Here is a 24,387-nt window from a genome sequence, read left to right as displayed (position 1 = left end):
CGCGTCCCTCCCCTCATTTGGTTCTCAAGATGAGTGGAAATGTTCCTCCGTCAGCATGATCCGCAGATTGTCCTCCTGCTGCTCGCCCACGGCAAGCTCATAGGCGTTGCGGCAGGCATCCCAGATCTCCGGCAGCCGGTCGCGCAAATGCTTCTCCAGCAATTCGGTGCTGTGAACATCGAAATCCAGCGCCTCGATCGCCACCTTCTCCGGCAAGGCGAACAGCACATTGCGCTCGCCATCATGCGCCCGCAGATAATAACCATCGGGCTCGATCAACAGATTTCCGGTGCTTTGCAGACTCATCGCCGTCACCTCATTCGTTTGGGTTACGTGCCATGCTTCAGACATAGTGAGTCTAATCGTCGCCGCGAGCCGATGGCGATGGTTTTCGCACCAGCTCATGGAATTGTGTTCGACTCACTACAGCCGTAACGGTAGCGGTCGCGGTGCAGGCCTAGCGGAGGTAGTGGCGGTTTGAGAATTCCGGATGCCGACAACAAAGCCCTCGACAGCGATCTACGCGCCACCAAAGCCTCCACCCTCCCCTCGCGCTTGGGGGAAGGGTCTGAGCTGCGCAAGGGACACGGAATGCCATTACAGCTGCCGCCTAGCTCCCTCCCCCCAAATGGGCGAGGGTTGGGGCGGGGCATGAGCGAAGAATGCTCCCGCATGAATGACCCGAAAAAATCATATCCCCATCCCTCACCTACCACCCCTCCTCCTTTTGCAATTCCGCTGTCACGTCTCGCAGCTTAGTATCCGGCATCATCACCTTGGAGACATGCGATGCTGGTCAAGCAACCTTACGATGGCGCGCCCATCACCGAAATCGCGAGCGATGACGCTGCGGCCGTCGATGCCAAGCTGGAGCGGGCGCATCGCTGTTTCCGCGACCGCGCCAACTGGCTGCCCGCCCATAAGCGGATCGAGATCCTGCGCCGCCTTGCCCGGCTGATGGAGCGCGAGCAGGAGCAGCTTGCCATGACCATCGCCCGCGAAGGCGGCAAGCCGCTGACCGATGCGCGGATCGAAGCTGCCCGCGCGATCAACGGGGCGGAAAGCGCCGCCGGCGAATTGGAACATCATGCCGGGCGCGAAATCCCGATGGGTCTGACGCCGGCCAGTGCGAACCGTCTCGCCTTCACCACCAAGGAGCCGATCGGCGTCGTCGCGGCGATTTCCGCCTTCAACCATCCGCTCAATCTGGTGGTGCATCAGGTGGTGCCGGCCATCGCCACCGGCTGCCCCGTCATCATCAAGCCCGCCGGCACCACGCCGCTCAGCTGCAAGCGCTTTGTCGAATTGGTGCACGAAGCCGGCCTGCCGCCGGATTGGTGCCAGCTCGCGGTGATCGAGGACAATGCCATCGCCGAACGCCTCGCCACCGATCCGAGCGTCGCCTTCTTCAGTTTCATCGGCTCGGCCAAGGTCGGCTGGTATCTGCGCTCCAAACTGGCGCCGGGCACGCGCTGCGCCTTGGAACATGGCGGGGCAGCGCCGGTCATCGTCGACCGCTCGGCCGAGATCGGCGCGATCATCGAGCCTTTAGCCAAAGGCGGCTATTACCATGCCGGCCAGGTCTGCGTCTCGGTGCAGCGCGTCTTCGTGCATGAGGCGATCAAGGCGGATTTCGTCGATGCCTTCACCGCGCGGGTCGGCAAATTGCGCGTCGGCGATCCCACGCTCGCGGAAACCGACGTCGGCCCGCTGATCCTGCCGCGCGAAGTCGATCGCGTGGAAAGCTGGGTCAAGGAAGCGGCGGGCGACAGCAAGATCCTGACCGGCGGCCAAAGGATCAGCGATTATGTCTATGCCCCGACCGTATTGCTGGAACCGCCCGCCAAGGCCAAGGTCTCCAGCCTGGAGGTCTTCGGCCCGGTCACCTGCATCTATGGCTATAGCGACCTCGACGACGCCATCGCCCGCGCCAACAGCCTCGACACCGCCTTTCAATCCGCCATCTTCGCTCGCGACATCGATGTGGCGATGAAGGCCGCGCGCCTGCTCGACGCCTCCGCTGTGATGATCAACGACCACACCGCCTTCCGCGCCGACTGGATGCCCTTCGCCGGCCGTCGCCAATCCGGCTACGGCATCGGCGGCATCCCCTATACGATGCACGACATGAGCCAGGAAAAGATGATCACGCTGAAGATGTGACAGGCCGCGTGATGCGGGTGCCGTTCATCAGCCTCTCCGATGGACCCTCGGATCAAGTCCGAGGGTGACAACCTTGCTTGTGAGGCGCCGCTTGCGATGAGAATTGGCCATGCTGAGGGTCATCGCACAACGCTACCCCTCCCCGCTTGTCACCCTCGGGCTTGACCCGAGGGTCCATGGTTGAGGTCGGACGCGGTGTTTGATAAGCGCCGCGATCCGGCTTATGCGGGTGCCGTTCATCAGCCTCTCCGATGGACCCTCGGATCAAGTCCGAGGGTGACAAGCGGGAACGGCATCTACGCCGTGCGATGACCGGCGACATCGCAATGATCATCGCACCACGCCAAGCACAGACAAGGTCGTCACCCTCGGGCTTGACCCGAGGGTCCATGGTTGAGGTCGGACGCGGTGTCTGATAAGCCCCGCGATCCGGCTTATGCGGGTGCCGTTCCTCAGCCTCTCCGATGGACCCTCGGATCAAGTCCGAGGGTGACAACCTTGCTTGTGAGGCGCCGCTTGCGATGAGAATTGGCCATGCTGAGGGTCATCGCACAACGCTACCCCTCCCCGCTTGTCACCCTCGGGCTTGACCCGAGGGTCCATGGTTGAGGTCGGACGCGGTGTTTGATAAGCGCCGCGATCCGGCTTATGCGGGTGCCGTTCATCAGCCTCTCCGATGGACCCTCGGATCAAGTCCGAGGGTGACAAGCGGAAACGGCATCCACGCCCTGCGATGACCGGCGACATTGCAATGATCATCGCACCACGCCAAGCACAGACAAGGTCGTCACCCTTCTACCGCAAGCTCGGTTTCGAGCTGACCGATCGCATGATCGCCGAATGCCGCCTGGGTTAGGCGGCATTCGCAGCGATCTCAAATGATGCCGCCATTGGCGCGCAAAACCTGGCCGTTGATCCAGCCGCCATCCGGGCCGGCCAGGAAGGCGACCGCATTGGCGATGTCGCACGGCTCGCCCAAACGTTCCAGCGGCGCCATCTTGGCCAGCTTGTCGATCAGTTCCGGCGATTTGCCGTTCAGGAAAAGGTCGGTCGCGGTCGGGCCGGGGGCGATGGCATTGACGGTGATGTTGCGGCCGCGCAATTCCTTGGCGAGCACGCTGGTCATCGCCTCGACCGCCGCCTTGGTCGCGGCATAGACGGCATAGCCGGGCTGCAACAGGCCGGTCACGCTGGACGAGAAATTGACGATGCGCCCGCCGCCGCGCAACCGGGCCGCCGCCTCGCGCATCGTATTAAAACTGCCTTTCAGATTGACGCTGACCTGGCGCTCGAAGCTGGCATCATCCGTCATCGCAAGATTGGTGACCGCCATGATGCCGGCATTGTTGACCAGCACATCGATGCCGCCGAAGGCCTGTTCCGCCATATCGAACAGCCGGCGCACGGCGGCCGGGTCGGCGACATCGGCCTGGGCGGTCAGGGCCTTGCCGCCTGCCGCTTCGATCTTCTGCACCACGGCCTCGGCGGCGGCGGCGCTGCCGGCGTAATTGACGATGACGGTGAAGCCCTCCCGGGCGAGCCGCTCCGCCACCGCCGCGCCGATGCCACGCGACGCGCCGGTTACCAGTGCGATCTTAGTATTCTGCTCCATGCCATTGTTATCTTTTGACATATCCGATCTCCTTAGAGTCTGGTTGAAGCTGATGCAGAAAAGATGCACCTGTTCTCTATCCGGATAATCTGTCATTATCTGGCATCAAAATCCGGAAATGGCGAACAATCCAGATGGACCGTTTTGATTCGATGCGGGTCTTCGCCCGGGTGGTGGAGCGGCGCAGCTTCACCCTCGCGGCCCAGGATCTCGGTTTGCCCCGCTCCACCGTGACCGATGCGGTCAAACAGCTGGAAGCGCGGCTGGGGGTCCGGCTGCTGCAACGGACCACCCGTCATGTCAGTCCGACCTTGGATGGCGAAGCCTATCACCGCCGCTGCCTCGCCCTCATCGCCGATCTGGAGGATGCCGAGGCGGCGTTCGGCGGCGCCCGGCCCAAGGGCCTGCTGCGGGTCGATGTTCACGGCACGCTCGCACGGCATTTCCTGCTGCCTGGCCTGCCTGCCTTCCTCACCGACTATCCGGAGATCGAATTCTATCTGAGCGAGGGCGACCGGCTGGTCGATCTGATCCGCGAGGGCATCGATTGCGTGTTGCGGGTCGGCGATCTCAAAGACAGCGATATGGTGGGCCGCCGCGTCGCCATGCTGGAGGAAGTCACCTGCGCCGCGCCCGATTATCTTGACCGGACCGGCCGGCCGCAAACGATTGATGCGCTGACAGCCGAAGGGTCACAGCATCGCATGATCGGCTTCCGCTCCTCGGCGACCGGCACATTGATGCCGCTGGAATTCACCCAGGATAACGAGATCCGCCACATCACGCTGCCGGCGACCGTCGCGGTCAATGGTGCCGAAAGCCTGGTCGCGGCGGCACGGCTCGGCCTCGGCCTCGTTCAGGTGCCGCGTTACCACATCGAGGATGATCTCGCCCAGGGCAGGCTCGCTTTGGTCCTGCCGGGCAATCCGCCCACGCCCTCGCCCGTCTCGCTGCTCTATCCCCGCACCCGGCAACTTTCGCCGCGTGTTCGTGTTTTCATCGATTGGGTAATTAGAGCTTTCACGGGCAGCGGCGGCCTGGCGTCAAGTGAGGATGTTGCGCAAGAATCTTCACCCCAGACCTGTAACGGCACATTATAAGCACCTGGCGAATATGCTAAGGATGGTAGAAGCAGCAGGTCCGACTGCGGTTCGGTCGTGTTCGGATGGCTCCACGAGGAGCCGGTTGATGGGAGAGGTCTATGGAAGACATCGTCGATCCGCCAATCGTAGGTATTGGCGCATCAGCCGGCGGCGTCAAGGCCCTGCAAGCTTTCTTCGAACATCTGCCCACCGAAACCGGCGCCGCCTATGTCGTGATCCTGCATCTCGATCCGGAGCATCGAAGCGAACTTGCGGCGATTCTTGGCAACCGCACAGATATGCCGGTGACGCAAGTTGAGGAAACAACAAAACTGTTGCCGGATCGCGTTTATGTCATTCCGCCCAATCGCCGGCTGAGCATTGCCGACCACTCGATTTCAGCTTTGCCCTTCGATGAACCACGTGGCCACCGCGCGCCCATCGATTCCTTTTTCCGCGACCTCGCTGAGCAGCAGATCGACAGTTTCGCCATCGTCCTGACCGGTGCCGGTGCCGACGGCTCGGTGGGCGTCAAGGCCATCAAGGAGGCCGGCGGCATCATCCTGGTCCAGGATCCCACAGAAGCGGAATATGCGTCGATGCCGCGTAACGCCATTGCGACGGAAACCGCCGACTTCATTCTGCCGATCAGCGAGATGGGCCAACGGCTGATCGACTTGCTGCATAGCCGCGATCAAATCAAGCCAGCCGAGGTCCGGGAAGCCGAAGATGAATCGATCCGCCGCATCCTGTCCCACGTCCGGGTCCGGACAGGACATGATTTCTCGCAATACAAGCGCGCCACCGTTTTGCGCCGCATCGCCCGCCGGGCCCAGATCGCGCAAAAGGAATCGCTTGCGGACTATTACAATTACCTGCGGGAGAATGTCGAAGAGGCTGTGGCCCTGTTCGGCGATTTCCTGATCTCGGTCACAACTTTCTTCCGCGATCCGAAATCCTTCAATGCACTGGCACAGCAGGTCATGCCACGGTTGTTCGAAGGCAAGAGCGCCAGTGACACGATCCGCGTCTGGGTACCGGGCTGCGCGACCGGCGAAGAAGCCTATACGATCGGCATATTGCTGCTGGAGGAAGCCAGCCGCCGCGACTTACGCCCGGAAATCCTGGTATTCGGCACCGATCTCGATGCCGGCGCTTTGGCCTCCGCCCGCGAGGGCCGTTTTCCCGCCACGATCGAAGCGGATCTGAGCGACGAGCGGCTCCGGCGGTTCTTCCTGCGCGAGGGCGATCATTACCGTGTGCGCCGCGAATTACGCGACATCGTGCTCTTCGCGAGCCATAGCGTGCTGCGCGATCCCCCCTTTTCCCGGCTGGATCTGATCTCCTGCCGCAATCTGCTGATCTATCTCGACCGCGATCTGCAGCAGCAGGTCTGCAACATTTTCCACTATGCCTTGCTTCCGAGCGGCTTCCTGTTTCTCGGCACATCGGAAAATGCCGATTACCCGAATGGATCGTTCCGGCCGGTCGACCGGGATTTCCGCATCTATCAGCCGGTCGGCAATTCGCGCGATCGGCGTTATTTCCTGCCCATCATCATGAATGCCGGCCGGACCGCTGATCATGGCGATGTGCAGCCGCGCCGCGTCCGAACAACGGACAATATCAGCGATGCCGCCCTCCACCGGCAGATGCTTGAACGCATCGCGCCGCCCAGCATGCTGGTTGAGGATACGCATCGCGCCATACACTTGTCCGATAGTGCGGGCCGCTACCTGCAGCCATCAGGCGGGCCGATCTCCATTGATGCCAGCGAACTGGTACGACCGGAATTGCGTTTCGACCTGCGCTCTGCCCTGCACCGGGCCTTTGAACGTGGCGAGCCGACCTTGACATTGCCGATTCCGGTCCAGTTCGACACCTCGCTCAACCGGGTTTATCTGCATGTCAAACCCGTGCCTCAGGAAGAGGGCCCGGCAACCCATGCGCTGGTCCTGTTCATCGAAGGCGGACCGGTGGAAAGTATCGGCGACGTCCCGGAATTGAATGATCGAAGTCCCGGCCTGGAGCAACTGCAGCAATTGCAGGAGGAACTGCAATTGGCGCAAAGCCAGCTTCGGGTCATGCGCGAGGATTCCGAGGCCGCGACTGAGGAATTGCGCGCCGCGAATGAGGAGCTGCAGTCGATCAACGAGGAATACCGCTCGACCTCGGAGGAGCTGGAGACCAGCAAGGAAGAGCTGCAGTCGATGAACGAGGAACTGCAGACAGTCAATAGCGAGCTGAAGTTGAAACTGGAAAGCGTCTCCCGCGCCCATAGCGATCTGCAAAATCTGATGGCGGCGACCGATGTGGGCACCCTGTTCCTTGACCCCTCGCTGCGCATCAAGCGTTTCACGCCGCGCATGACCGAGATTTTCAACATCACCTCGAATGACGAGGGCCGGCCGATTACGGATTTCACCCATCGGCTCGATTATGACAGCCTGGCGGACCATGCTCGTGAAGTTTTGCGAGATCTGACCCCGATCGAGCATGAGGTAAAAAGCCGCAATGACGGCTGGTATCTGGTGCGCATGCGCCCGTACCGCACGATGGATGACAAGATTGATGGCGTGGTCGCGACTTTCGTCGACATCACGCGCCGGCTCCGGGCTGAGCAAGCCTTGCGCCATAGCGAAGAACGCCTGCGCCAGGAAGCGCGTATCGTCAATCTCTCGCGCTCGCCGATCTTCGTCTGGAACTTTGATGACGGCATCATCCAGTGGAACCGCGGCAGCGAAGAACTCTACGGCTATACGCGCGAAGAGGCGATCGGGCAGCGTAAGGAAGTCATGTTGCAGACAGTGGTGCCGGGGTCTTCCTTCAACGCGGTCAAGGAAGCGTTGTTGAAAAATGGCAATTGGTCCGGCGAGTTGCAGCATCGCACCAAGGACGGCCGAATCCTTACCGTGGAAAGCCGCATCGAAATGGTAACGATCGGCGATTGCAAACTGGTGCTGGAGAACACCTTCGACATCACCGACCGGAAATGCTGGGAGCAGCGGCAGCAATTGCTGATGCATGAACTCAGCCACAGGGTCAAGAATACGTTATCCGTGGTGCAAGCCATGGCGCGCCAGACGATGCGGACATCGGAGTCGGGCCAGGACTTTCTGAAACGTTTCGACGGCCGCTTGATGGCGCTCAATCAGGCCCATACCCTGCTGATGAACTCCTATTGGGAAGGGGCCGAACTCGGCGCCATGGCCCGGGCTCAATTAAAGGCCTATCTGGTCGACCCGAACCGACTTTCAATCCAAGGCGAAAAAGTGATTCTGCCATCGGAACTGGCGACGCCTTTTGGGCTTATCTTTCACGAACTGGCAACAAACGCGGCCAAATACGGCGCGTTTTCAAACCAGAAGGGCCACGTTGACCTGAAATGGCATGTCGACAAGCAAAGCGAGCAGCAACATTTAAGCGTCACCTGGGAAGAACATGACGGACCAATCGTCGTCCCGGCTGCCAAAGAAGGCTTTGGCACCTCGCTAATCACCAAGGCCCTCCCGGGGGCAAACGTGAATATCGATTATCGGCCGCAAGGTGTGGTCTACGAAATAGAGCTGAAACTGCCGGAAAGTGGACCGAACAGTGCCGAATTCCAACCGCTTGCCCCTGGACGGTGAAAGACTCCTCATCATCGAGGATGAGGTTCTGATTGCACTCGATATGGAAGCCACTTTGCTGGATGCCGGCGCGGAGAATGTCGAACTCTTGACCACCCGCCGCGAGGCGATGGCCAATCTCGATGGACAAGGCTACACCGCCGCGGTGCTGGATATACGCGTCGGCAACGGTACCACCTATGAGATCGCCCTGCGCCTGAACGACGACAACATCCCCTTCATCTTCTGCAGCGGCCAGGATTTGTCAGCGGATATGCGCGCGAAGCTGCCGGACGCAATCCTCCTGCGCAAGCCGGTCATGCCGAGCGATCTCATCCAGGGCATCCTGCAAGCGATCAAGCAGCGGGCATAGCGGCGCCATCGGCCAAGTCACCGTCGATGGTCTCGCACGGCTGCAACGACAAACAAGGTTGTCACCCTCCGTCAGTGGTCTCGCACAGCCTCACTCTCTACTCGCTTGTCACCCTCGGGCTTGGCCCGAGGGTCCGTGGTGAAAGCCGCGTATAACGTCAGCCAGCGCGACGACCGAGCGCGATGCAGCCGCCAATCATCAGCCGCAACGATGGATCCTCGGATCAAGTCCGAGGGTGACAAGCGGAGTTGGCCTTGGGCATCCTGCGATAACTGGCGCCGTTGCTAATAAGCCACGTCAATGGTCTCGCACGGCTTTCACCGACAAACAAGGTTGTCACCCTCGGGCTTGACCCGAGGGTCCATGGTGAAGCCGGACATACGGTCAAAAGGATGTCTATGACGAGACGCATATCCACCTGCCGAATTCAGGATTATGCTGGTGCGGAGATACGGGCGCATCTCAGACGGGAGGCGAATATGGAAGTGAATGCCGATTTTTCCCGGCGCGCCGCAGTTCACGCCGCGCGGCTTCCCTGGATTCCCTCGCCGATCCCTGGCGTCGAGCGCCGCATGCTGGATCGCATCGGCGACGAAGTGGCGCGTGCCACGAGTATCGTGCGCTATGCGCCGAATTCGCATTTCGCACCGCATACCCATGGCGGCGGCGAGGAGTTTCTGGTGATCGAGGGCGTGTTCCAGGACGAGCACGGCGACTTTCCCGCCGGCAGCTATGTGCGTAACCCGCCAACCACGCAGCATAAGCCCGGTTCCGATCTGGGCTGCACCATCTTCGTGAAACTCTGGCAGTTCGATCCCGGCGATCGCACAAATCTGCGCCTCGATACTGCCACCGCCGCTTTTTCGCCTGCATCGGATCGGCCAGGTGTCGGCCTCCTGCCACTGTTCCATGACGATCGGGAAGATGTCCGCCTGGAAAAGTGGGCAGCGCATGCTGAGATCGCCCTCCCGCTTCCAGGCGGCATGGAACTACTGGTGCTGGACGGCAGCTTCGAGGAGGACGGCGAGATGTTCGAAACGCAATCCTGGCTTCGCCTGCCGGCGGGCGCGGCCCTGAAAGCGCACGCGGGTAAGAGCGGCTGCAAGCTTTGGATTAAAGCTGGCCATCTCGCTTATCCGCAGACCGCCCCGAGGTAAGCCGGATCGTCCTCAGAGCAGCTCCTCCGATACAGACACCGCTCGTCAGCCGCAACGATGGACCCCGCCGACGAAGGTCGGCCTGCGCCGACGGCGATCAAGTCCAAGGGCGACGGTCGCCCGCCCTAGATCAATCCCTGCGCCTTGAGGAACTCGGTGGCGACGTCATGGATCGATTTGCGCTCGACATCGACCTCGCCGTTGAGTTTCTGCATGGTGGCATCGTCGAGCTTGTCGGCGAGCGCTTCCAGGATGCCTTGCAGATCGGGATGCGCGTCCAGCGTTTCCTTGCGCACCACCGGCACCATGGCGTAATTCGGAAAGAAGTTCTTGTCGTCTTTCAGCAGGATCAGCTTCATCGCCGCGACCCGGCCATCGGTCGCGCCGACCACCGCGATGTCGACATCGCCATTGCCGAGCGCCGGATAGACCAGGCCGATCTCGATCGGGCGGATATTGGCCCTGCCCGCCTTGAAGCCATAGGTCTTCTGCAGGCCGAGCAGCCCGTCTTCGCGCTTGGTGAATTCGGCGGTGGTCGCCATCAGCGGCTTCTTGCCGGCGTTATAGGCGGCGGCGAGATCGGAGATCGTCACCATGCCGTCGGTCTTGGGATTGCCCTTGCGGATCGCCAGGGCATAAGTGTCATTGGCCTTGGATGGCTTCAGCCAGACCAGGCCCTTCTTGCCGTCGAGTTCCCTGACCTTCTCATAGGTCGCTTCCGGCGAGAGCTTATCGGTCACCTTGTTGAAGGTGATCAGCGAAGTGCCGGTATATTCCCAATAGAGATCGACCTCGCCGCTTTCCAGCGCGGCGCGGACGATATTGCTGCCCATGCCGTCCTTCTTGTCGACCTCGTAGCCCTTGCTTTCCAGCAATTGCTTGGTCATCTCGGCCATCAGGAATTGTTCGGTGAAATCCTTGCCGCCGACCGTCAGCGAGGCGGCCTGCACCGCCACGCTGGAGCCGAACAAAGCCGGGCCGAAGCAGAGGAGCGCCGATAGCGCTATCGCACCAATCCGTTTGAGATAGCGCATCGGGCTGGCCTCCTTACATCAGGTTATTGGATTTCAGGAATTCGGTGGCCACGGCTTCGATGGTCTTCTTGTTGACATCGACCTCGCCGTTCAGCTTCTGCATCTCATCATCGGTCAGCTTGGCCGAAACCGATTCCAGGATGTCCTTCACGTCCGGGTTTTTATCCAGGAAGTCCTTGCGCACCACCGGGGTCAGCGCATAGTTGGGGAAGAAGTTCTTGTCGTCCTTCAAGAGCTTCAGATGCATGGCGGCGATCATGCCGTCGGTCGCCTGGGCGGAGACCACATCGAGATCGCCCTGGCCCAGCGCCTGATAGGCCAGGCCCAGATTCATCGGCTTCACGTTCTCGCGCCCGGCTTCAAAACTATAGACCTTCTGCAAACCCAGCAGACCATCCGGACGCTTCGGGAATTCCGCCGTGGTGCCCATCACCAGCGGCTTGCCGGCACTATAGGAGGCCGCCATGTCGGAGATCGTCTGCATGCCATTGGTCTTCGGATTATCCGGGCGGATCGCCATGGCATAGGTGTTGTTGGCCTTGGAGGGCATCAGCCAGACCAGGCCCTTCTTGGCGTCAAGCTCCTTCACCTTCTCATAGGTCTGTTCCGGCGAGAGCTTGTCCTTCACCTTGTTGAAGGTGATCAGCGAGGTACCGGTATATTCCCAGTACATGTCGATCTCGCCATTCTCCAAAGCGGCGCGGACGATCTTCGTGCCCATGCCGTCATTCTTGACCACATTATAGCCCTTGCTTTGCAGGAGCTGCTTGGTGATCTCCGCCATGATGAGCTGTTCGGTGAAATCCTTGCCGCCGATGCGGATATCCTTGGCGCTGGCGCTCGAAGCACCGAGGCCGGCACCGAGGGTACAGGCGGCGGCCATGGCCATGAAAGCAGTGGTCAGTTTCTTAAAATTGATCATCTTGGTCCTCCCTGTTGATCAAGTTGTTTTAATTGTCAGCGAAGCGGATTTATTCCTTTCGGCACCAGCCAGTATTGCAGCAGCCCGATAACGAAGTCGGTCAGCACGGCGAGCAGCGCCGTCGGAATGACGCCGGCCAGCAGCATCGGCAATTCATCGAGCGCGATGCCGGTGAAAATGAGTTCGCCGAGCCCACCCGCGCCGATCAGGAAAGCCAGCGGCGCCGTGCCGACGCAGATCGCCAGCGCGGTGCGGATGCCGCTGAAAATGACGAAGAGCGCATTGGGAAATTCGACGCGCCAGAAGATCTGCCGCGGCGTCATGCCCATGCCTTGCGCCGCCTCGATCAGCATCTTCGGTACGTTGCGCAAACCGGCATAGGTGTTGCGCACGATCGGCAGCAAGGTCGCCATCCACAGGCCGAAGACCGCCGGTAGGGTGCCGATGCCGAGCGCCGTCATGCAGAGCGCGATGATGGCGAGGGTCGGAATGGTGCTGCCGAGATTGAAGACCTGCAGCGCAATCTCGGCGGTGCGGCGAAAGGCCGGACGCGAGAGGATGATGCCAGCCGGAATCCCGGTGACGAGCGCGAGACCGCCGGCATAGGCAACGAGCGCGATATGCTGGCCGCCGAGAAAAATGATATCTTCCTGATAGGTCAGGATGTCTTCCGGCATATCGCTGGTGAACCACCAGGTACCGACGGCAATAATCAGCACCAGCCAGGGAATGAGCCGCCCCAGCTTGTATGCCCTGCCCGTGCCGCCCCGCAGCGCCAGACGGGGCGCCGCCCCGGCGACCTTATCGACGCTGACATCGCTCATGCGGCGATCTTCGAGCTGGCCAGACTGCGGACGATCGAGCGGTAGGTCAGCACGCCCTGCAACCGGCCTTCCTCATCGACGCAAGGGATCACCGGCATGTCATGGGTGAACATCAGGGCGACCGCGCTGCGCAGGTCCGATTTGACCGGCACCGTCGCCCGCACCGGCTCGGCCGCGTCGCGGCAAAAGCCCTGCCCCGCTATACGATTGGCGAGGATGATGCCGCCAGGATGGCCCTCGCCATTGCTCATGATGATGGCCGGATGGCCGCTCTTGCTCATCAGATCGCGCGCCGTCGAAACCGGATCATCGGGCCGCACCGTATCGGCCGGCGCCAGCATGGCATCTTCCACCTGCACCAGGCGCAACAGCTTTAGCGAGCGGTCGCTGCCGAGGAAGGTCTCGATGAAGGGCGTCGCCGGATTGGAAAGGAGATGTTCGGGGGAAGCGAATTGCTCCAGCCGGCCGGCGCGGAAGATGGCGATCTTGTCGGCCATCTTCACCGCCTCGTCCAGATCATGCGAGACGAAGATGACGGTCTTGCGCAAAGTCTTCTGCATGCGCAGGAATTCGTCCTGGATCACCTCGCGGTTGATCGGGTCGATGGCGCCGAAAGGCTCATCCATCAGCATGACTGGCGCATCGGCGGCGAGTGCGCGCAGCACGCCGACACGCTGCTGCTGCCCGCCGGAAAGCTCTTTCGGATAGCGCTTCAGGAAGGTATCGGGCTGTAACCCGACCATCTCCAGCAGCTCGGCGGCGCGGGCCCGCGATTTCTTGCGGTCCCAGCCCAGCAGATCCGGCACCACGCAGATATTGTCCGCCACGGTCTTGTTAGGAAAGAGACCGATCTGCTGGATCACATAGCCGATCGAGCGGCGGAGCTGGATCGGATCGATATGCGTCACATCCTTGCCGTCGATGAAGACCTTGCCGCTGGTCGGTTCGATCAGCCGGTTGATCATCTTCATGGTCGTCGTCTTGCCGCAACCCGAGGGGCCGAGGAGCACGCAGATCTCGCCTTCCGGCACTTCGAAACTGACACGGTCGACCGCCGTGATGCCGCTGCCGGGCGTGCCGAAGGTCTTGGTGAGGTTTTCCAGCCGGATCATGCCGCCGCTCCCGTCGCCAGGCCCTTTGGCGTCAGCAATTTCTGCACGAAAGCGAGACAGAGATCGACGACGATCGCCAGGATCGACACGGCGACTGCACCGGTGATGAGCTGGCGCGGATCGGTCTGGCTGATGCCGCGCGAAATGAAGGTGCCGAGCCCGCCGGCGCCGATATAGGCGGCGATGGCGGTGACGCCGATATTCATCACCACCGCCGTGCGGATGCCGGCCATGATCACCGGCATGGCCAGCGGGATCTCCACCTGGCGCAGGCGTTGCAGCGCGCTCATCCCCATGCCGATCCCCGCTTCGCGCAAGGCCGGATCGACATCGGCGATGGCGGTATAGGTGTTGCGGATGATGGGGAGCTGCGAATAGAGGATGACGGCGATCACCGCCGGCACATAGCCTATGCCATAGCCGATCGGCGACAGAAGCGGGATCATCAGGCCGAACAGCGCGATCGAGGGTATCGTGATCAGCATCGAGGCGAGATACAGCACGAAATCGGCGGCGCGCTTCGATTGCGTGATGGCAAGACCGATCGGCACCCCGGTCACCACCGCGATCGACACCGCGACGCCGACGATGGCGATATGCTCCAGCGCGCGCGAGCCGATCAGGCTCAGGTTATCATAAGCGAATTGAAGCGTTTCCATGAGCTCGGCCTCTCAATTTCGCTGAGGGCAAGCACCGTCGCGTCAAAGCGCGTCGTATATGCTCGCCGCAGTTTCGTAGGTGTAGCGAATTGGCACCGATCCCTCAACCATCCAGCTATCGACTTTTTCTCCAGCCATCATGCGGCAGGCACCAGCCGTCGTCGTCACCGCGCCGCCATAGAGCCGGTTGGCGAGATTGAGGATGCCGGTCTGATGCATGGTTTCATTGCCGCTGCCGCAAGCATCCTTGATCAGCACGACATGGAAGCCGAGATCGACAGCATCCTTGACCGTCGCATCGATGCAGGCCTCGGTCCAGACACCGCAGATGAACAGCCAGTCGATGTCGCGCCGCTTGAGATCGTCAGCCAGCCTGCCCTTGCGGAGCGCGCTCGCTTCGGATTTCACGAAGACCAGCTCCTCGCCGACCGGCGCCACTTCCTTGCAGATCGCCGAAAGCGGATTGCGGCTGTCGCTGAAAGCCGAACTTCCATCCGGCATCACCGGATGGAAGCGGCGCATCTTCGCGCCGCCCGAAGCCCCACTGCCGGACTCGACGATATAGGCAGCATGCAGCACGGTCACGCCGCTGAAGCGGGCGACCTGCTGCAATTGCCGGACATTGCCGATGATCTGGTCGAAACCGGCCACCAGATATCGTTTATCCAGTCGATGCTCTTCCTGCAGATCGATACAGAGCAAAGCTGCCTGGTCGGTGGGGACCGACAGGTCCCCTCTCATACCTGCATCCCCAGCAATTCGTCTTCATAGGGGAAGCGCGACAAAACTTCGCAGCCCGTCTCGGTAATCAGGATTTCGTCTTCCAGCTTCACGCCCTCGCGGCCATGCTTTTCGCCGATATAGCTTTCGACGCTCACCACCATGCCTGGCATCAGCACGCCATCCTTGCCATAGGTGGCGTAATCGATGGCATGGGCGATGAACGGCGTCTCGCCATGCATGCCGACGCCATGCATCACCGAGGTATAACGCTGTTCGACGAAGCGATCGGGAATCTTCCAGGCCTTTTCGGCGATTTCGCGGAACTGCATGCCCGGCTTCACGATGCCGATATTATGCTGCACCTGATCATAGGCCATACGATAAAGCATCTTCTGGTAATCGGTGGGCTTCCCCGGGCCGCAGCGGAAGCTGCGCGAGAAATCGGAGAAATAGCCATAGCAGCCGATCATATCGGTATCAAGGGCGACGATCTCGCCCGGCCGCACCTTGCGCCCGCTCGCCTCATTGAACCAGGGATTGGTGCGCTGGCCAGAGCTCAGCAGGCGGGTCTCGATGAACTCGCCGCCCTGGCGGATCACTTCATGGTACATCGTGGCGAAGAGCTCGTTTTCCGAGACACCCGGCTTGATCGCCTCGCGCACCGCGGCGACCGCCGCTTCGGCGCCGGCCATCGAGACCTGCAGGCACTTGACCTCTTCATCGGTCTTGATCGCGCGCACGGCGAGGATCTCGCCCTGGCAATCCTTCACCTCGCAGCCGCGCTTTTGCAGCGCAATGGCATGGAGATGGGCACAGCGGTCGAGGCCGATCTTCATCGAGCCGCCGCCATGCTTCTTCAAAAGCTCGGTGATCTCGTCGGCGAAGGCGCCGGCGCTCTCATCGTCGCGGTTCGAGACCGAGGACCAGACCAGCTTCGAGGGCCGCGCCTCATCCACCGTGTCGAGCACCAGCGAGACGTGATAACTCTGCGGGTATTCGAAGAGGATCACCGGACCTTCGGTCGGGATGAAGAAATAGCGGGTCGAGTTGCGCAGGAAATAGCCGAACATGTTGCGCGAGCCGGTCGCGTAACGTTGGTTATAGGGGTCGAACAGAATGATCGCGCCATAGCCGGCCTTGGCCATCCAGTCGCGCAGCTTCTTCAACCGGCCATGCCGCAGCTTGTCGGCATCGATGTAAGAAGGTTCGGTATCGGAAATCCACATACCCCCGGCCGGGTCCGCTGCCACCGGATGGCGCATGCGGTTGGCAAAATCGACATTGGCGGCCTTTTCCGGATCGAAAACTACAACGCTCATTCTTGAAATCCTCCCTCGCGGTGCGCTTAAGATGCGACGATGCGGTGACAGGATTCATGCGGCGATCCGCAAATACCGTGCAGGATTCCGCAAAATCGGATTTGTCGCGCATTTGAGGGAAGCGGAACGAGGCGCGGCCCTTTAAGGAATCTGACGACGGCCGCTAAAACCATGCCAATGGGTCGCGACTCGCATAAGCGGTCAGGCGCGGCGCATATCCGTGGGCGAGCGGCCCTTGAATTCCTTGAAGGCCCTGGCGAAGCTCGACATGCTTTCGAAGCCGCAGGCCAAAGCCACATCGCGCACGGAGAGGCTGGAATGGGCCAGCAGATCGGCGGCCCGGCGCAAGCGCAGCCGGCGGTAATAGGCGCTGGGCGACATGCCAACCTCGTCGCGGAAGGCGCGTTCCAGCTTGTCGGCCGAGACGCCGAGCCGCAGGGTGAGATCCGTCATGCGCAGCCTCTCCTCCACCACCTCCTCCATCACCGCGATCGCCGAAAGGACGAGTTCGTTGCGGATGCCGGTGCGCAGGCGCAGCGGCATCATCTTGCGATCGACGCTTGAGCGCAGCGGGCTGTGCACGAACCATTCGGCGACGCCGGCCGCCAGTTCCGCGCCGCAATCTTCGGTGATGATATCCAGCATCATGTCGAGGCTGCCGACCCCGCCGGCCGAGGTGAAGCGGTTGCGGTCGATCACATAGAGATCGCGCCGCAGATCGATTTCCGGGAAGGCCTCCATGAAGGCCGGCTGGCTGGTCCAATGCAAGGTGCAGGCATAGCCGTCCAGCAGCCCCGCGCGGGCCAGCAGGAAGGAGGCATCGGCGACGGCGCCCAGCCTTGCCCCCGCGCGCAGGTTGCGCCGGATCCAGGCCAAGGCGGAATCGGCGATCAGGTGATCGGCATTGCCGCCCGAACAGACGACGATGCGATCCACCATCGGCGCGTCGCGCACGCCGAAATCGGGTTCGATGGAAACGCCGTTGGAGGCCTTGAGCTTGCCCGGCGACATGCCGACCGTGATCCAGCGATAGCATTGCCGCCGAGACAGGATGTTCACGGCGCGCAACGGCTCGATCACCGAACTAAAGGCCATCATCGGAAAGGCATCGAAAATCATCACCGCGAAAGTGATGGGCGCTGCCGGCGCGGCTTCCGCCTTCGCGCCTTCCGGCGATGCTGCCTGGCGCGACGATGTGCCCCGTGTCGATACGTCCCGTGTCGATACGTCCCGTGTCGATCCCGGCCGCGATGGTGCCTTCTGTGCCAAATCAACTCCTGTCCGCAGCTGGCCCTGCCGTCATTGCCCACCCTGCCGAAGTCTGATAATTCCCCTGGCCCAGCAACGACGTCAACTCATCCAGCATCGACAGGGAGGCTTGCCGTGACCGCTTCCTGGGCCCATTCCGACCCCAATCTGCTGCGTGCCCATCACGCCCGGGACGCCATCATCCAGGCCGGCCCGCTGCCGCCCGATGTGGCCGAGACGGCGCTACAGCCGCAAGGCGCATTCCAGGGCGGCCTGCTCTTCACCCCATCTGGCGGCGTGCGCGCGGCTGTCATCGTTTATTTTCATGGCGGCGGCTTTCTCGCCGGCAGTCCCGAGAGCCATCGCTGCGTGACCGCCTGGCTGGCGAAGATGAGCGGGTTGCGCGTTCTCTCTGCGCGCTACCGCCTCGCCCCCGAACATCACTTCCCCGCCCAACGCGACGATGCGATCGCCGCCTGCGAGCTGGCGGCCACCCTCCCTGGTGCCGGCGATCTCGTGCTGGCCGGCGACAGTGCCGGCGCCTGCGTGGCACTCTGGGGTTTGCGCGGCCTCCCGGCGGACCATCGGCGGCGCGTGCAAGGCCTGGTCCTACTCTATGGCGGCTACGGCCTCACGGACAGCGCCAGCATCGCCCGTTATGGCACGGCGGAAAACGGCCTCGATGCCGAAACCCTCGCCATCATGTATCGCCGCCTCGGCGATCCGGCGCAAACCGGCCTCGTCTTCCCGCCGGCCTTCGCTGCCGAAATCACCGAGCCCGCCTATGTCCTCGCCGCATCGCTCGACGCGGTTTTCGACGATTCCGCGATGTTGTTTCGCGCGCTGCCCACCAACCCCGCCAACCGCTTCGTCACCGTCGAAGGCCAGGACCACGGCTTCTTCAAGGCGACCGGCAAAAGCCAGGTCGCGATGCAGGAACTGCAAAAAGCCACCGACTGGCTCGGCGGCTTGATGCGAGAATAGGCAAAACTCGCCTCAACGAGTTCGCACAATGCCGACCAGCCCCCCGCTCCTCACCCTCGGTCTTGACCCGAGGGTCCATGGCAGAAGCCGGGCGTGATGCCAGATGCGACGACACCCGCCGCGCAAGGCGGGCAACGTTCATCAGTCGCGCCGATGGACCCTCGGATCAAGTCCGAGGGTGACAAGTGAGAGCGGCATCAACTGCGTGCAATGACCGGCAACAGTGTTGATGTTCATCGCACGGCGCAAACAACAAACAAGGTTGTCACCCTCGGGCTTGACCCGAGGGTCCATGGCAGAAGTCGAGCACGATGCCAGATGCGACGACACCCACTGCACAGGCAACGTTCATCAGTCGTCCCGATGGACCCTCGGATCAAGTCCGAGGGTGACAAGTGAGAGCGGCATCAACTGCGTGCAATGACCGGCAACAGTATTGATGTTCATCGCACCGCGCAAACAACAAGCAAGGTTGTCACCCTCGGGCTTGACCCGAGGGTCCATGGCAGAAGCCGCGCGTGATGTAGGGAGTGACGACACCCACTGCACAGGCAACGTTCATCAGTCGCCCCGATGGACCCTCGGATCAAGTCCGAGGGTGACGATCCAGTTTGGTGTTAGCGCTGTGCGATGACCGGCATCACCACCAACGAGCCCGCACAACGCCCACCATCCCCCGCGCGTCACCCTCGGGCTTGACCCGAGGGTCCATGGTTGAGGCAGACGCGCTGTTGGCCGGCCTCGCCATCGTCAAGCAATCGTATCAAGCACCCCGCCATCCACGCGCAGCGCCGCACCGGTCGTCGCCGAGGCCTGCGGCGAGCAGGTATAGACGACGAGATTGGCGACCTCCTCCACCGTGGCGGCGCGCTGGATGATCGAGCTGGCGCGGTGTTCCTTGACGAAGGCATCCGCCGCCTCTTCGATCGACTGGCCGGCCTTCTTGGCGTCGTCCTTCACCATCTCGGCGACACCTTCCGTCAAGGTCGGCCCGGGCAGCACGGCATTCACCGTCACGCCGGTTCCGGCCAGGCGCTTTGCAAGACCGCGCGAGACCGAGAGATTCGCTGTCTTGGTGAGGCCGTAATGAATCATATCGGCCGGAATGTTCAGCGCGGATTCCGAGGAGATGAAAACGATGCGGCCCCATTTCTTCTCCACCATGCCCGGTGCGTAAGCCCGCGACAGGCGCACGCCCGACATCACATTGATATCGAAGAAGCGGGTCCATTCTTCATCGGGGATCTCGAAGAAATCCTGCAATTGGAAAATGCCCATATTGTTGACCAGGATATCCGCCTTGGGCTCGGCCTTCACCAAAGCCTCGCAGCCGGCAGCGGTGCCGAGATCGGCGGCGACACCGCGCAGGCGCTTACCGGCGTCGGAGACGTTCTTGCTCAAGGCAGCGATCGTCTTGTCAACGGCGTCCTGCTTGCGGCCATTGACCACCACAGTCGCACCCGCTTCCGCCAATCCTTGCGCGACGGCGAAGCCGATGCCGGCGGTGGAGCCGGTGACGATAGCTGTCTTGCCGGTAAGATCGATTTTCATGAGGACATCCTTTCAGTGGTTTCGCCGAGCCTATCATAGGCTTTTGCGCACTGCCTATGCGCGGCGCCACGGTCGTTTTGATTCTTCCGCTCATCTTGTGGACGTTTGGATCACATTTCGCCCGTTTCACAATGCAGCAGCCGCCGATCCTCCCGGCAAGAGACGAGAGAAGACCGGCGGCCATGCAATGGCGCGATTGGGGGGTCACGCCACTGCGAGATTGGCCGGATCGATGAGGAGAATGTCCGCGCGCGTCAGGAAGCCTTCGTCAATCTGTTCTCCCGGCTTCTCCGCCTCCAGGCGGCGCAAGGCATGAAGCTCGATCCGCTCGGTAAAACCCTTGAGCTTGCGCCGGCCGATCGGCCGCGTCTCGGCGCGATCGAGCAAAGCGCCGCGACTGGAAAGCCAATCGACGATGTCGGTGACGGAAACCGGTGTCGCGCCGGCCCATGATCGGGTCATCGCATCCTCAAGTTCACCGTGGAAGCGATCGCACCGCCTCCGCCTGCTTGCTGGTTCGATTCCTTCTGCCGGAGCGGGTGCCGGTTCCCTGATCGAGAACCGGCCCCTGATTGAAGGCCGTGAGGCCCTCGTCCTTACGCCACCACGAGATTGGCCGGATCGGCAGCCGCGAAGATTTCCGCCCGGTCGGCGCGCGGCGGGTAGATCCACTCGCCGTTGATCTGCTGCTTCAGCGTCTTCGCCTCCATGCGGCGCAGCTTCACCTCGCGGTGCCAGCCTTCGGTGAAGACCGCACCCCAGGCGCCGAGATCGAGACAGGTCACGTATTTCGGCTGGCTATAGGGCTTCGTCGGATGACCGATCAGATCGGCAGCGGCGTTATGTCCGGCATGGCGGCCAAGGCTGATCGCATGCTGGCAGGACATCACCGCGTGGTTGCCGATATCGTCCGTTGCGGCATAAGCCGTGTCGCCGGTCGCGAAGATGGTCGGCACGCCCTTGACCTGCAATTCAGGCGTCACATGCAGGCGGCCGAAATTGTCGCGCTGGGCGTCGATCTGCGCAGTCAGCGGGCTGGCTTTCACGCCGGCCGTCCAGATCACCGTCTTCGAGGGGATATGCTCGCCGGTCGAAAGCGTGACGCCATCGGCATCGAGCGCCGCCACGGCTGCATTGACGCGCCATTCGATGCCCAGCTCATTGATCGCTTCCATGATTTCCGGACGCGGGCCGGGCCCGAGATCCGGGCCGATCTCGCTGTTGCGCTCGACAATGATCACCTTCACATCAGCCTTGTCGCCGAGGATCGCCCGCAGGCGCGCCGGCATTTCCGTCGCCGTCTCGATGCCGGTGAAGCCGCCGCCGCCGACCACCACCGTGTTGCGGGCCGGCGAGTCCGGCAGCTTCTTCAGCGCGGCAAGATGCTGTTCCAGTTTACCGGCGCTCGCCAGCGTATCGACGTTGAAGCTGTATTCCTTGAGGCCCGGGATCGGCGGTTCGACCAGCTTGCTGCCGGTCGCCAGGACCAGGCGGTCGTAAGAGAGGGTGAAGCTCTTGCCATCCGGGCCGGTCGCTTCGACTTCATGCTTTTCCGGGCGAATATGCTGGACGCTGCCCTGGATATAGTTGACGCCGACCGCATTGAACACGTCATCCAGCGGCGCCTGCATGGCGGTCGGGTTGATTTCATACAGACGCGGGCGCACATGCAGCACCGGCTCCGGGGCAATCAGCGCGATCTCCACCGCCCCTTCCTTCTTGGCCTGGTCCAGCAGGCGCGCCGCACTCAGGGCACTCCACATGCCGGCAAAACCGGCGCCGATGATCAGGATACGCTGTGTCATGTGACTTCTCCTCAGGTTGAGCTTCTTCGTTGGCCGAACGCGGGATGCGCCGGCCTTATACGAGGCAAAATTCGGGTGTTGCGGCACGCTTAGGTGCGAGCCGGTGGTCTAGGCGGTGATCTAGGCGATTAGAATGTTACGCCGTTAAATCCGACGATCCGCCCGCGGATGATCAGCCATCGCTTCCCCGCCGCTTCTTGGTGGTTGCTTCAGTGCGCGCCTCCGACCGTGCTTGCATCCGGCCGCTCAGCCAGTCCGCTACATCGACGCCGAAACTGGCCGGCGCCTTGCGGCCGAAGGTCTCGGCCACATCGGCAAGGCTGGTGCTCGCCAATTCCTCACGCATGCTCCTCTCCGCGCGCAGCATGACGGCGTGAATGGCACAGGTGCCGTCCATCGCCCATTTCGGCGGCTTGTCGTCAAAGACGGCGCAGCGTCCGCGAATATTCTGGCAGTCGAAGATCGGCTTCTTGCCCTCGATCGCATCGACCACGTCGAGGAAGCTGATCTCGCTTGCCGGCCGCGCCAGCCGATAGCCGCCGCGCACCCCTTCCGAGGCCACGACGATCCCGGCTTTCTCCAGCTTGGGGAATATCTTGGCCAGGAAAGACGGGGAGATTCCCTGCAACTCCGCCAGATCGCGGCTGCTGGTCGGTTCCGCATCCAACCCCACCAGCCAGAGCAGGCAATGCAGCCCGTATTCCACGCTGTTTCCGAAATGCGCCATGTCAGCTCACTACCTCGTCTTCATAACTAAGACTATATTAGTCCGAGTTACCCAATGCAAGGGCTTTCAGAAAAAACCGGTCCCGCGCGGCATCGTTGTGATCTGGGTCGCTCTGGTAAGTTTTGCGGTCAAACTCGCCGTATCGAGCGGTCCTGGGGATAGCGGAACACTTGTCGGGTTCGGTGGTTAATGGCGATGGCAGGTCGTTGCCGTCATGCATTTCCCGCCAGGCGATCCGGATTTCCGTTTCATGTCCCCAACCGAGCAGCCACCCTCCTCCGCGCCCGATACCGGCGAGACGCAGCCGAACCGGACTGCGCCTGAAGAGACACAGGAAGAAACGCCGGGGCGCGAAGAGGCCCGCGATGAGGGCCGCGATGAGGGCCGCGCGAAAGATGGTGGCCGCCAGCAAAACACAACCAAGGGAGACAGCAAGAAGAAAGAAAAGCGCGGCCTGTGGCAGGCGGCGAAATCACATCCGCGTGTCTCAATCCTGATTGCCGTTCTCTTGATCATCGCGCTGATCGGTGTGGTCATCTGGTGGCTGCATGCGCGGCATTTCGAGAATACCGACGATGCCTTCATCGATGCGCGGCAATTCGCCATCGCTCCGAAGGTGCAAGGCTATATTTCCGATGTGCCGGTGACCGACGATCAGCATGTCAATGCCGGCGACGTATTGCTGCGCATCGATCCGAAGGACTTCCAGGTTGCCTTGAACCAGGCCGAGGCGCAGGTCGCGGCGGCGCAGGCCAGCATCGCCAATGTCGATGCCCAGATCAGCGCGCAGCTGGCGCAGGTCGATCAGACGGAATCGGAAGTGAAACAGGCGCAGGCCGCGCGCGATTTCGCCGCCGCCGATGCCGATCGCTATCAGCAACTGGCGGCGCGCGGCACCGGCAGCGTGCAGCGGGCGCAGCAGGCGACATCCGATCTGCGCCAGCAGGAGGCCAATCTCAACCGCACCCAGGCAGCGGTCATCGCGGCACAGAAGCAGGTCGGCTCGCTCCAGGCGCAGCGCGGCACCGCCGAAGCGCAGCTTCAGCAGGCGCAAGCGCAGCGCGACCAGGCGCGCCTCAACCTCGACTACGCAACCGTGACCGCCGCGCAAGCCGGCCATGTCGTGCGCCTCTCCGCCGCCAAGGGCCAATATGTGCAGGTCGGCCAGAGCGTCATGATGTTCGTGCCGGACAATATCTGGGTGACGGCGAATTTCAAGGAAACCCAGATCACCGATATGCGACCCGGCCAGCCGGTCGATATCGAGATCGACGCCTATCCCGATACCGATTTCCACGGCCGCGTGCTCAGCATCCAGCACGGTTCCGGCACCGCTTTCAGCCTGCTGCCGGCGGAAAATGCCACCGGCAATTTCGTCAAGGTGGTGCAGCGCGTGCCGGTGAAGATCTCGCTTGAGAACGTGCCGAAGGATCTCGTCCTCGGCCCCGGCCTCTCGGTCGTCCCCAGCGTGCGGGTGAGATAGC

21 protein-coding genes are annotated in these 24,387 nt (G+C 61.9%); 7 read left to right on the top strand and 14 right to left on the bottom strand.

Translation table 11 applies throughout. The features are described from left to right. Positions 1-24: 24 nt before the first annotated feature. The gene (locus SMD27_RS18135; RefSeq protein ID WP_320509842.1) at positions 25-306 is read right to left on the bottom strand and encodes a hypothetical protein; all 282 of its coding nucleotides are present in this window, start codon (positions 304-306) and stop codon (positions 25-27) included. Between the two features lie 483 nt (positions 307-789). On the opposite strand from SMD27_RS18135, the gene SMD27_RS18130 reads away from it, so the two are divergent. Beyond that, positions 790-2,163 (top strand): aldehyde dehydrogenase family protein, encoded by a 1,374-nt coding sequence (locus SMD27_RS18130; protein WP_320509841.1) that lies wholly within the window; start codon positions 790-792, stop codon positions 2,161-2,163. 874 nt (positions 2,164-3,037) lie between these two features. Here SMD27_RS18130 and SMD27_RS18125 read toward each other — a convergent pair. Further along, the gene (locus SMD27_RS18125; RefSeq protein WP_320509840.1) at positions 3,038-3,796 is read right to left on the bottom strand and encodes an SDR family oxidoreductase; all 759 of its coding nucleotides are present in this window, start codon (positions 3,794-3,796) and stop codon (positions 3,038-3,040) included. A 113-nt stretch (positions 3,797-3,909) separates the two neighbouring features. Between SMD27_RS18125 and SMD27_RS18120 the strand changes: the two genes are divergently transcribed. The 4 genes from SMD27_RS18120 to SMD27_RS18105 all read left to right on the top strand — a co-directional run bounded on the left by SMD27_RS18120 (position 3,910) and on the right by SMD27_RS18105 (position 9,995). Further along, complete coding sequence (locus SMD27_RS18120; RefSeq protein WP_320509839.1) at positions 3,910-4,875, top strand: LysR family transcriptional regulator; 966 nt, start codon at positions 3,910-3,912, stop codon at positions 4,873-4,875. Positions 4,876-4,976: 101 nt separating this feature from the next. After that, positions 4,977-8,486, top strand: a complete 3,510-nt coding sequence (locus tag SMD27_RS18115; protein ID WP_320509838.1) for a chemotaxis protein CheB — start codon at positions 4,977-4,979, stop codon at positions 8,484-8,486. Then, positions 8,452-8,838 carry a response regulator gene (locus SMD27_RS18110; RefSeq protein ID WP_320509837.1) on the top strand — a complete coding sequence of 129 codons (387 nt, stop codon included), beginning with the start codon at positions 8,452-8,454 and terminating at the stop codon, positions 8,836-8,838. Before SMD27_RS18115 ends, SMD27_RS18110 begins: the two co-directional genes overlap by 35 nt. Before the next feature lie 479 nt (positions 8,839-9,317). Next, positions 9,318-9,995: a cupin domain-containing protein gene (locus SMD27_RS18105; protein WP_320509836.1), complete on the top strand. Its 678-nt coding sequence runs from the start codon at positions 9,318-9,320 to the stop codon at positions 9,993-9,995. Positions 9,996-10,120: 125 nt separating this feature from the next. Here the strand turns inward: SMD27_RS18105 and SMD27_RS18100 are convergent, their stop codons facing one another. The 8 genes from SMD27_RS18100 to SMD27_RS18065 all read right to left on the bottom strand — a co-directional run bounded on the left by SMD27_RS18100 (position 10,121) and on the right by SMD27_RS18065 (position 17,857). Continuing rightward, entirely contained in the window at positions 10,121-11,029 is a 909-nt protein-coding gene (locus SMD27_RS18100) for a glycine betaine ABC transporter substrate-binding protein (RefSeq protein ID WP_320509835.1), read from the bottom strand. Positions 11,030-11,042: 13 nt separating this feature from the next. Continuing rightward, positions 11,043-11,951 carry a glycine betaine ABC transporter substrate-binding protein gene (locus SMD27_RS18095; RefSeq protein WP_320509834.1) on the bottom strand — a complete coding sequence of 303 codons (909 nt, stop codon included), beginning with the start codon at positions 11,949-11,951 and terminating at the stop codon, positions 11,043-11,045. A 35-nt stretch (positions 11,952-11,986) separates the two neighbouring features. After that, positions 11,987-12,775 (bottom strand): ABC transporter permease, encoded by a 789-nt coding sequence (locus SMD27_RS18090; RefSeq protein WP_320509833.1) that lies wholly within the window; start codon positions 12,773-12,775, stop codon positions 11,987-11,989. After that, the gene (locus tag SMD27_RS18085; RefSeq protein WP_320509832.1) at positions 12,772-13,887 is read right to left on the bottom strand and encodes an ABC transporter ATP-binding protein; all 1,116 of its coding nucleotides are present in this window, start codon (positions 13,885-13,887) and stop codon (positions 12,772-12,774) included. Before SMD27_RS18085 ends, SMD27_RS18090 begins: the two co-directional genes overlap by 4 nt. Beyond that, positions 13,884-14,546 (bottom strand): ABC transporter permease, encoded by a 663-nt coding sequence (locus SMD27_RS18080; protein ID WP_320509831.1) that lies wholly within the window; start codon positions 14,544-14,546, stop codon positions 13,884-13,886. The genes SMD27_RS18085 and SMD27_RS18080 overlap by 4 nt, the downstream gene beginning before the upstream one ends. Before the next feature lie 42 nt (positions 14,547-14,588). After that, positions 14,589-15,287 carry an isochorismatase family protein gene (locus tag SMD27_RS18075; RefSeq protein ID WP_320509830.1) on the bottom strand — a complete coding sequence of 233 codons (699 nt, stop codon included), beginning with the start codon at positions 15,285-15,287 and terminating at the stop codon, positions 14,589-14,591. Next, positions 15,284-16,588, bottom strand: coding sequence for a M24 family metallopeptidase (locus SMD27_RS18070; protein ID WP_320509829.1), 1,305 nt, complete (start codon positions 16,586-16,588; stop codon positions 15,284-15,286). The genes SMD27_RS18075 and SMD27_RS18070 overlap by 4 nt, the downstream gene beginning before the upstream one ends. A 201-nt stretch (positions 16,589-16,789) precedes the next feature. Continuing rightward, positions 16,790-17,857, bottom strand: coding sequence for a GlxA family transcriptional regulator (locus SMD27_RS18065; protein WP_320509828.1), 1,068 nt, complete (start codon positions 17,855-17,857; stop codon positions 16,790-16,792). A 114-nt stretch (positions 17,858-17,971) separates the two neighbouring features. Here SMD27_RS18065 and SMD27_RS18060 point away from each other — a divergent pair, with 114 nt between their 5' ends. Then, entirely contained in the window at positions 17,972-18,820 is an 849-nt protein-coding gene (locus SMD27_RS18060) for an alpha/beta hydrolase (protein ID WP_320509827.1), read from the top strand. 750 nt (positions 18,821-19,570) lie between these two features. Here the strand turns inward: SMD27_RS18060 and SMD27_RS18055 are convergent. The 4 genes from SMD27_RS18055 to SMD27_RS18040 form a co-directional block, all read right to left on the bottom strand. Then, positions 19,571-20,371, bottom strand: a complete 801-nt coding sequence (locus tag SMD27_RS18055; RefSeq protein ID WP_320509826.1) for an SDR family NAD(P)-dependent oxidoreductase — start codon at positions 20,369-20,371, stop codon at positions 19,571-19,573. A gap of 204 nt (positions 20,372-20,575) precedes the next feature. After that, positions 20,576-20,833, bottom strand: coding sequence for a hypothetical protein (locus tag SMD27_RS18050; RefSeq protein WP_320509825.1), 258 nt, complete (start codon positions 20,831-20,833; stop codon positions 20,576-20,578). A gap of 134 nt (positions 20,834-20,967) precedes the next feature. Then, positions 20,968-22,176, bottom strand: coding sequence for an NAD(P)/FAD-dependent oxidoreductase (locus tag SMD27_RS18045; RefSeq protein WP_320509824.1), 1,209 nt, complete (start codon positions 22,174-22,176; stop codon positions 20,968-20,970). 172 nt (positions 22,177-22,348) lie between these two features. Continuing rightward, positions 22,349-22,903, bottom strand: coding sequence for an RrF2 family transcriptional regulator (locus tag SMD27_RS18040; RefSeq protein WP_320509823.1), 555 nt, complete (start codon positions 22,901-22,903; stop codon positions 22,349-22,351). 214 nt (positions 22,904-23,117) lie between these two features. Here SMD27_RS18040 and SMD27_RS18035 point away from each other — a divergent pair, with 214 nt between their 5' ends. Further along, the gene (locus tag SMD27_RS18035; RefSeq protein ID WP_320509822.1) at positions 23,118-24,386 is read left to right on the top strand and encodes an HlyD family secretion protein; all 1,269 of its coding nucleotides are present in this window, start codon (positions 23,118-23,120) and stop codon (positions 24,384-24,386) included. The last annotated feature ends 1 nt before the right edge of the window (position 24,387 follow it).

Source organism: Dongia soli (genome assembly GCF_034044715.1).
Classification (GTDB): domain Bacteria; phylum Pseudomonadota; class Alphaproteobacteria; order Dongiales; family Dongiaceae; genus Dongia_B; species Dongia_B soli.
The sequence above is the reverse complement of the archived record's forward strand: the minus strand, read 5'-3'. Positions and strand labels throughout refer to the sequence as shown.

What these genes read in the sequence shown, in the direction of transcription:
- SMD27_RS18135 (WP_320509842.1), bottom strand. Translation starts at nt 306, where the DNA reads ATGAGTCTGCAAAGCACCGGAAATCTGTTGATCGAGCCCGATGGTTAT.
- SMD27_RS18130 (WP_320509841.1), top strand. Translation starts at nt 790, where the DNA reads ATGCTGGTCAAGCAACCTTACGATGGCGCGCCCATCACCGAAATCGCG.
- SMD27_RS18125 (WP_320509840.1), bottom strand. Translation starts at nt 3,796, where the DNA reads ATGTCAAAAGATAACAATGGCATGGAGCAGAATACTAAGATCGCACTG.
- SMD27_RS18120 (WP_320509839.1), top strand. Translation starts at nt 3,910, where the DNA reads ATGGACCGTTTTGATTCGATGCGGGTCTTCGCCCGGGTGGTGGAGCGG.
- SMD27_RS18115 (WP_320509838.1), top strand. Translation starts at nt 4,977, where the DNA reads ATGGAAGACATCGTCGATCCGCCAATCGTAGGTATTGGCGCATCAGCC.
- SMD27_RS18105 (WP_320509836.1), top strand. Translation starts at nt 9,318, where the DNA reads ATGGAAGTGAATGCCGATTTTTCCCGGCGCGCCGCAGTTCACGCCGCG.
- SMD27_RS18100 (WP_320509835.1), bottom strand. Translation starts at nt 11,029, where the DNA reads ATGCGCTATCTCAAACGGATTGGTGCGATAGCGCTATCGGCGCTCCTC.
- SMD27_RS18095 (WP_320509834.1), bottom strand. Translation starts at nt 11,951, where the DNA reads ATGATCAATTTTAAGAAACTGACCACTGCTTTCATGGCCATGGCCGCC.
- SMD27_RS18090 (WP_320509833.1), bottom strand. Translation starts at nt 12,775, where the DNA reads ATGAGCGATGTCAGCGTCGATAAGGTCGCCGGGGCGGCGCCCCGTCTG.
- SMD27_RS18085 (WP_320509832.1), bottom strand. Translation starts at nt 13,887, where the DNA reads ATGATCCGGCTGGAAAACCTCACCAAGACCTTCGGCACGCCCGGCAGC.
- SMD27_RS18080 (WP_320509831.1), bottom strand. Translation starts at nt 14,546, where the DNA reads ATGGAAACGCTTCAATTCGCTTATGATAACCTGAGCCTGATCGGCTCG.
- SMD27_RS18075 (WP_320509830.1), bottom strand. Translation starts at nt 15,287, where the DNA reads ATGAGAGGGGACCTGTCGGTCCCCACCGACCAGGCAGCTTTGCTCTGT.
- SMD27_RS18070 (WP_320509829.1), bottom strand. Translation starts at nt 16,588, where the DNA reads ATGAGCGTTGTAGTTTTCGATCCGGAAAAGGCCGCCAATGTCGATTTT.
- SMD27_RS18055 (WP_320509826.1), bottom strand. Translation starts at nt 20,371, where the DNA reads ATGAAAATCGATCTTACCGGCAAGACAGCTATCGTCACCGGCTCCACC.
- SMD27_RS18050 (WP_320509825.1), bottom strand. Translation starts at nt 20,833, where the DNA reads ATGACCCGATCATGGGCCGGCGCGACACCGGTTTCCGTCACCGACATC.
- SMD27_RS18045 (WP_320509824.1), bottom strand. Translation starts at nt 22,176, where the DNA reads ATGACACAGCGTATCCTGATCATCGGCGCCGGTTTTGCCGGCATGTGG.
- SMD27_RS18040 (WP_320509823.1), bottom strand. Translation starts at nt 22,903, where the DNA reads ATGGCGCATTTCGGAAACAGCGTGGAATACGGGCTGCATTGCCTGCTC.
- SMD27_RS18035 (WP_320509822.1), top strand. Translation starts at nt 23,118, where the DNA reads ATGCATTTCCCGCCAGGCGATCCGGATTTCCGTTTCATGTCCCCAACC.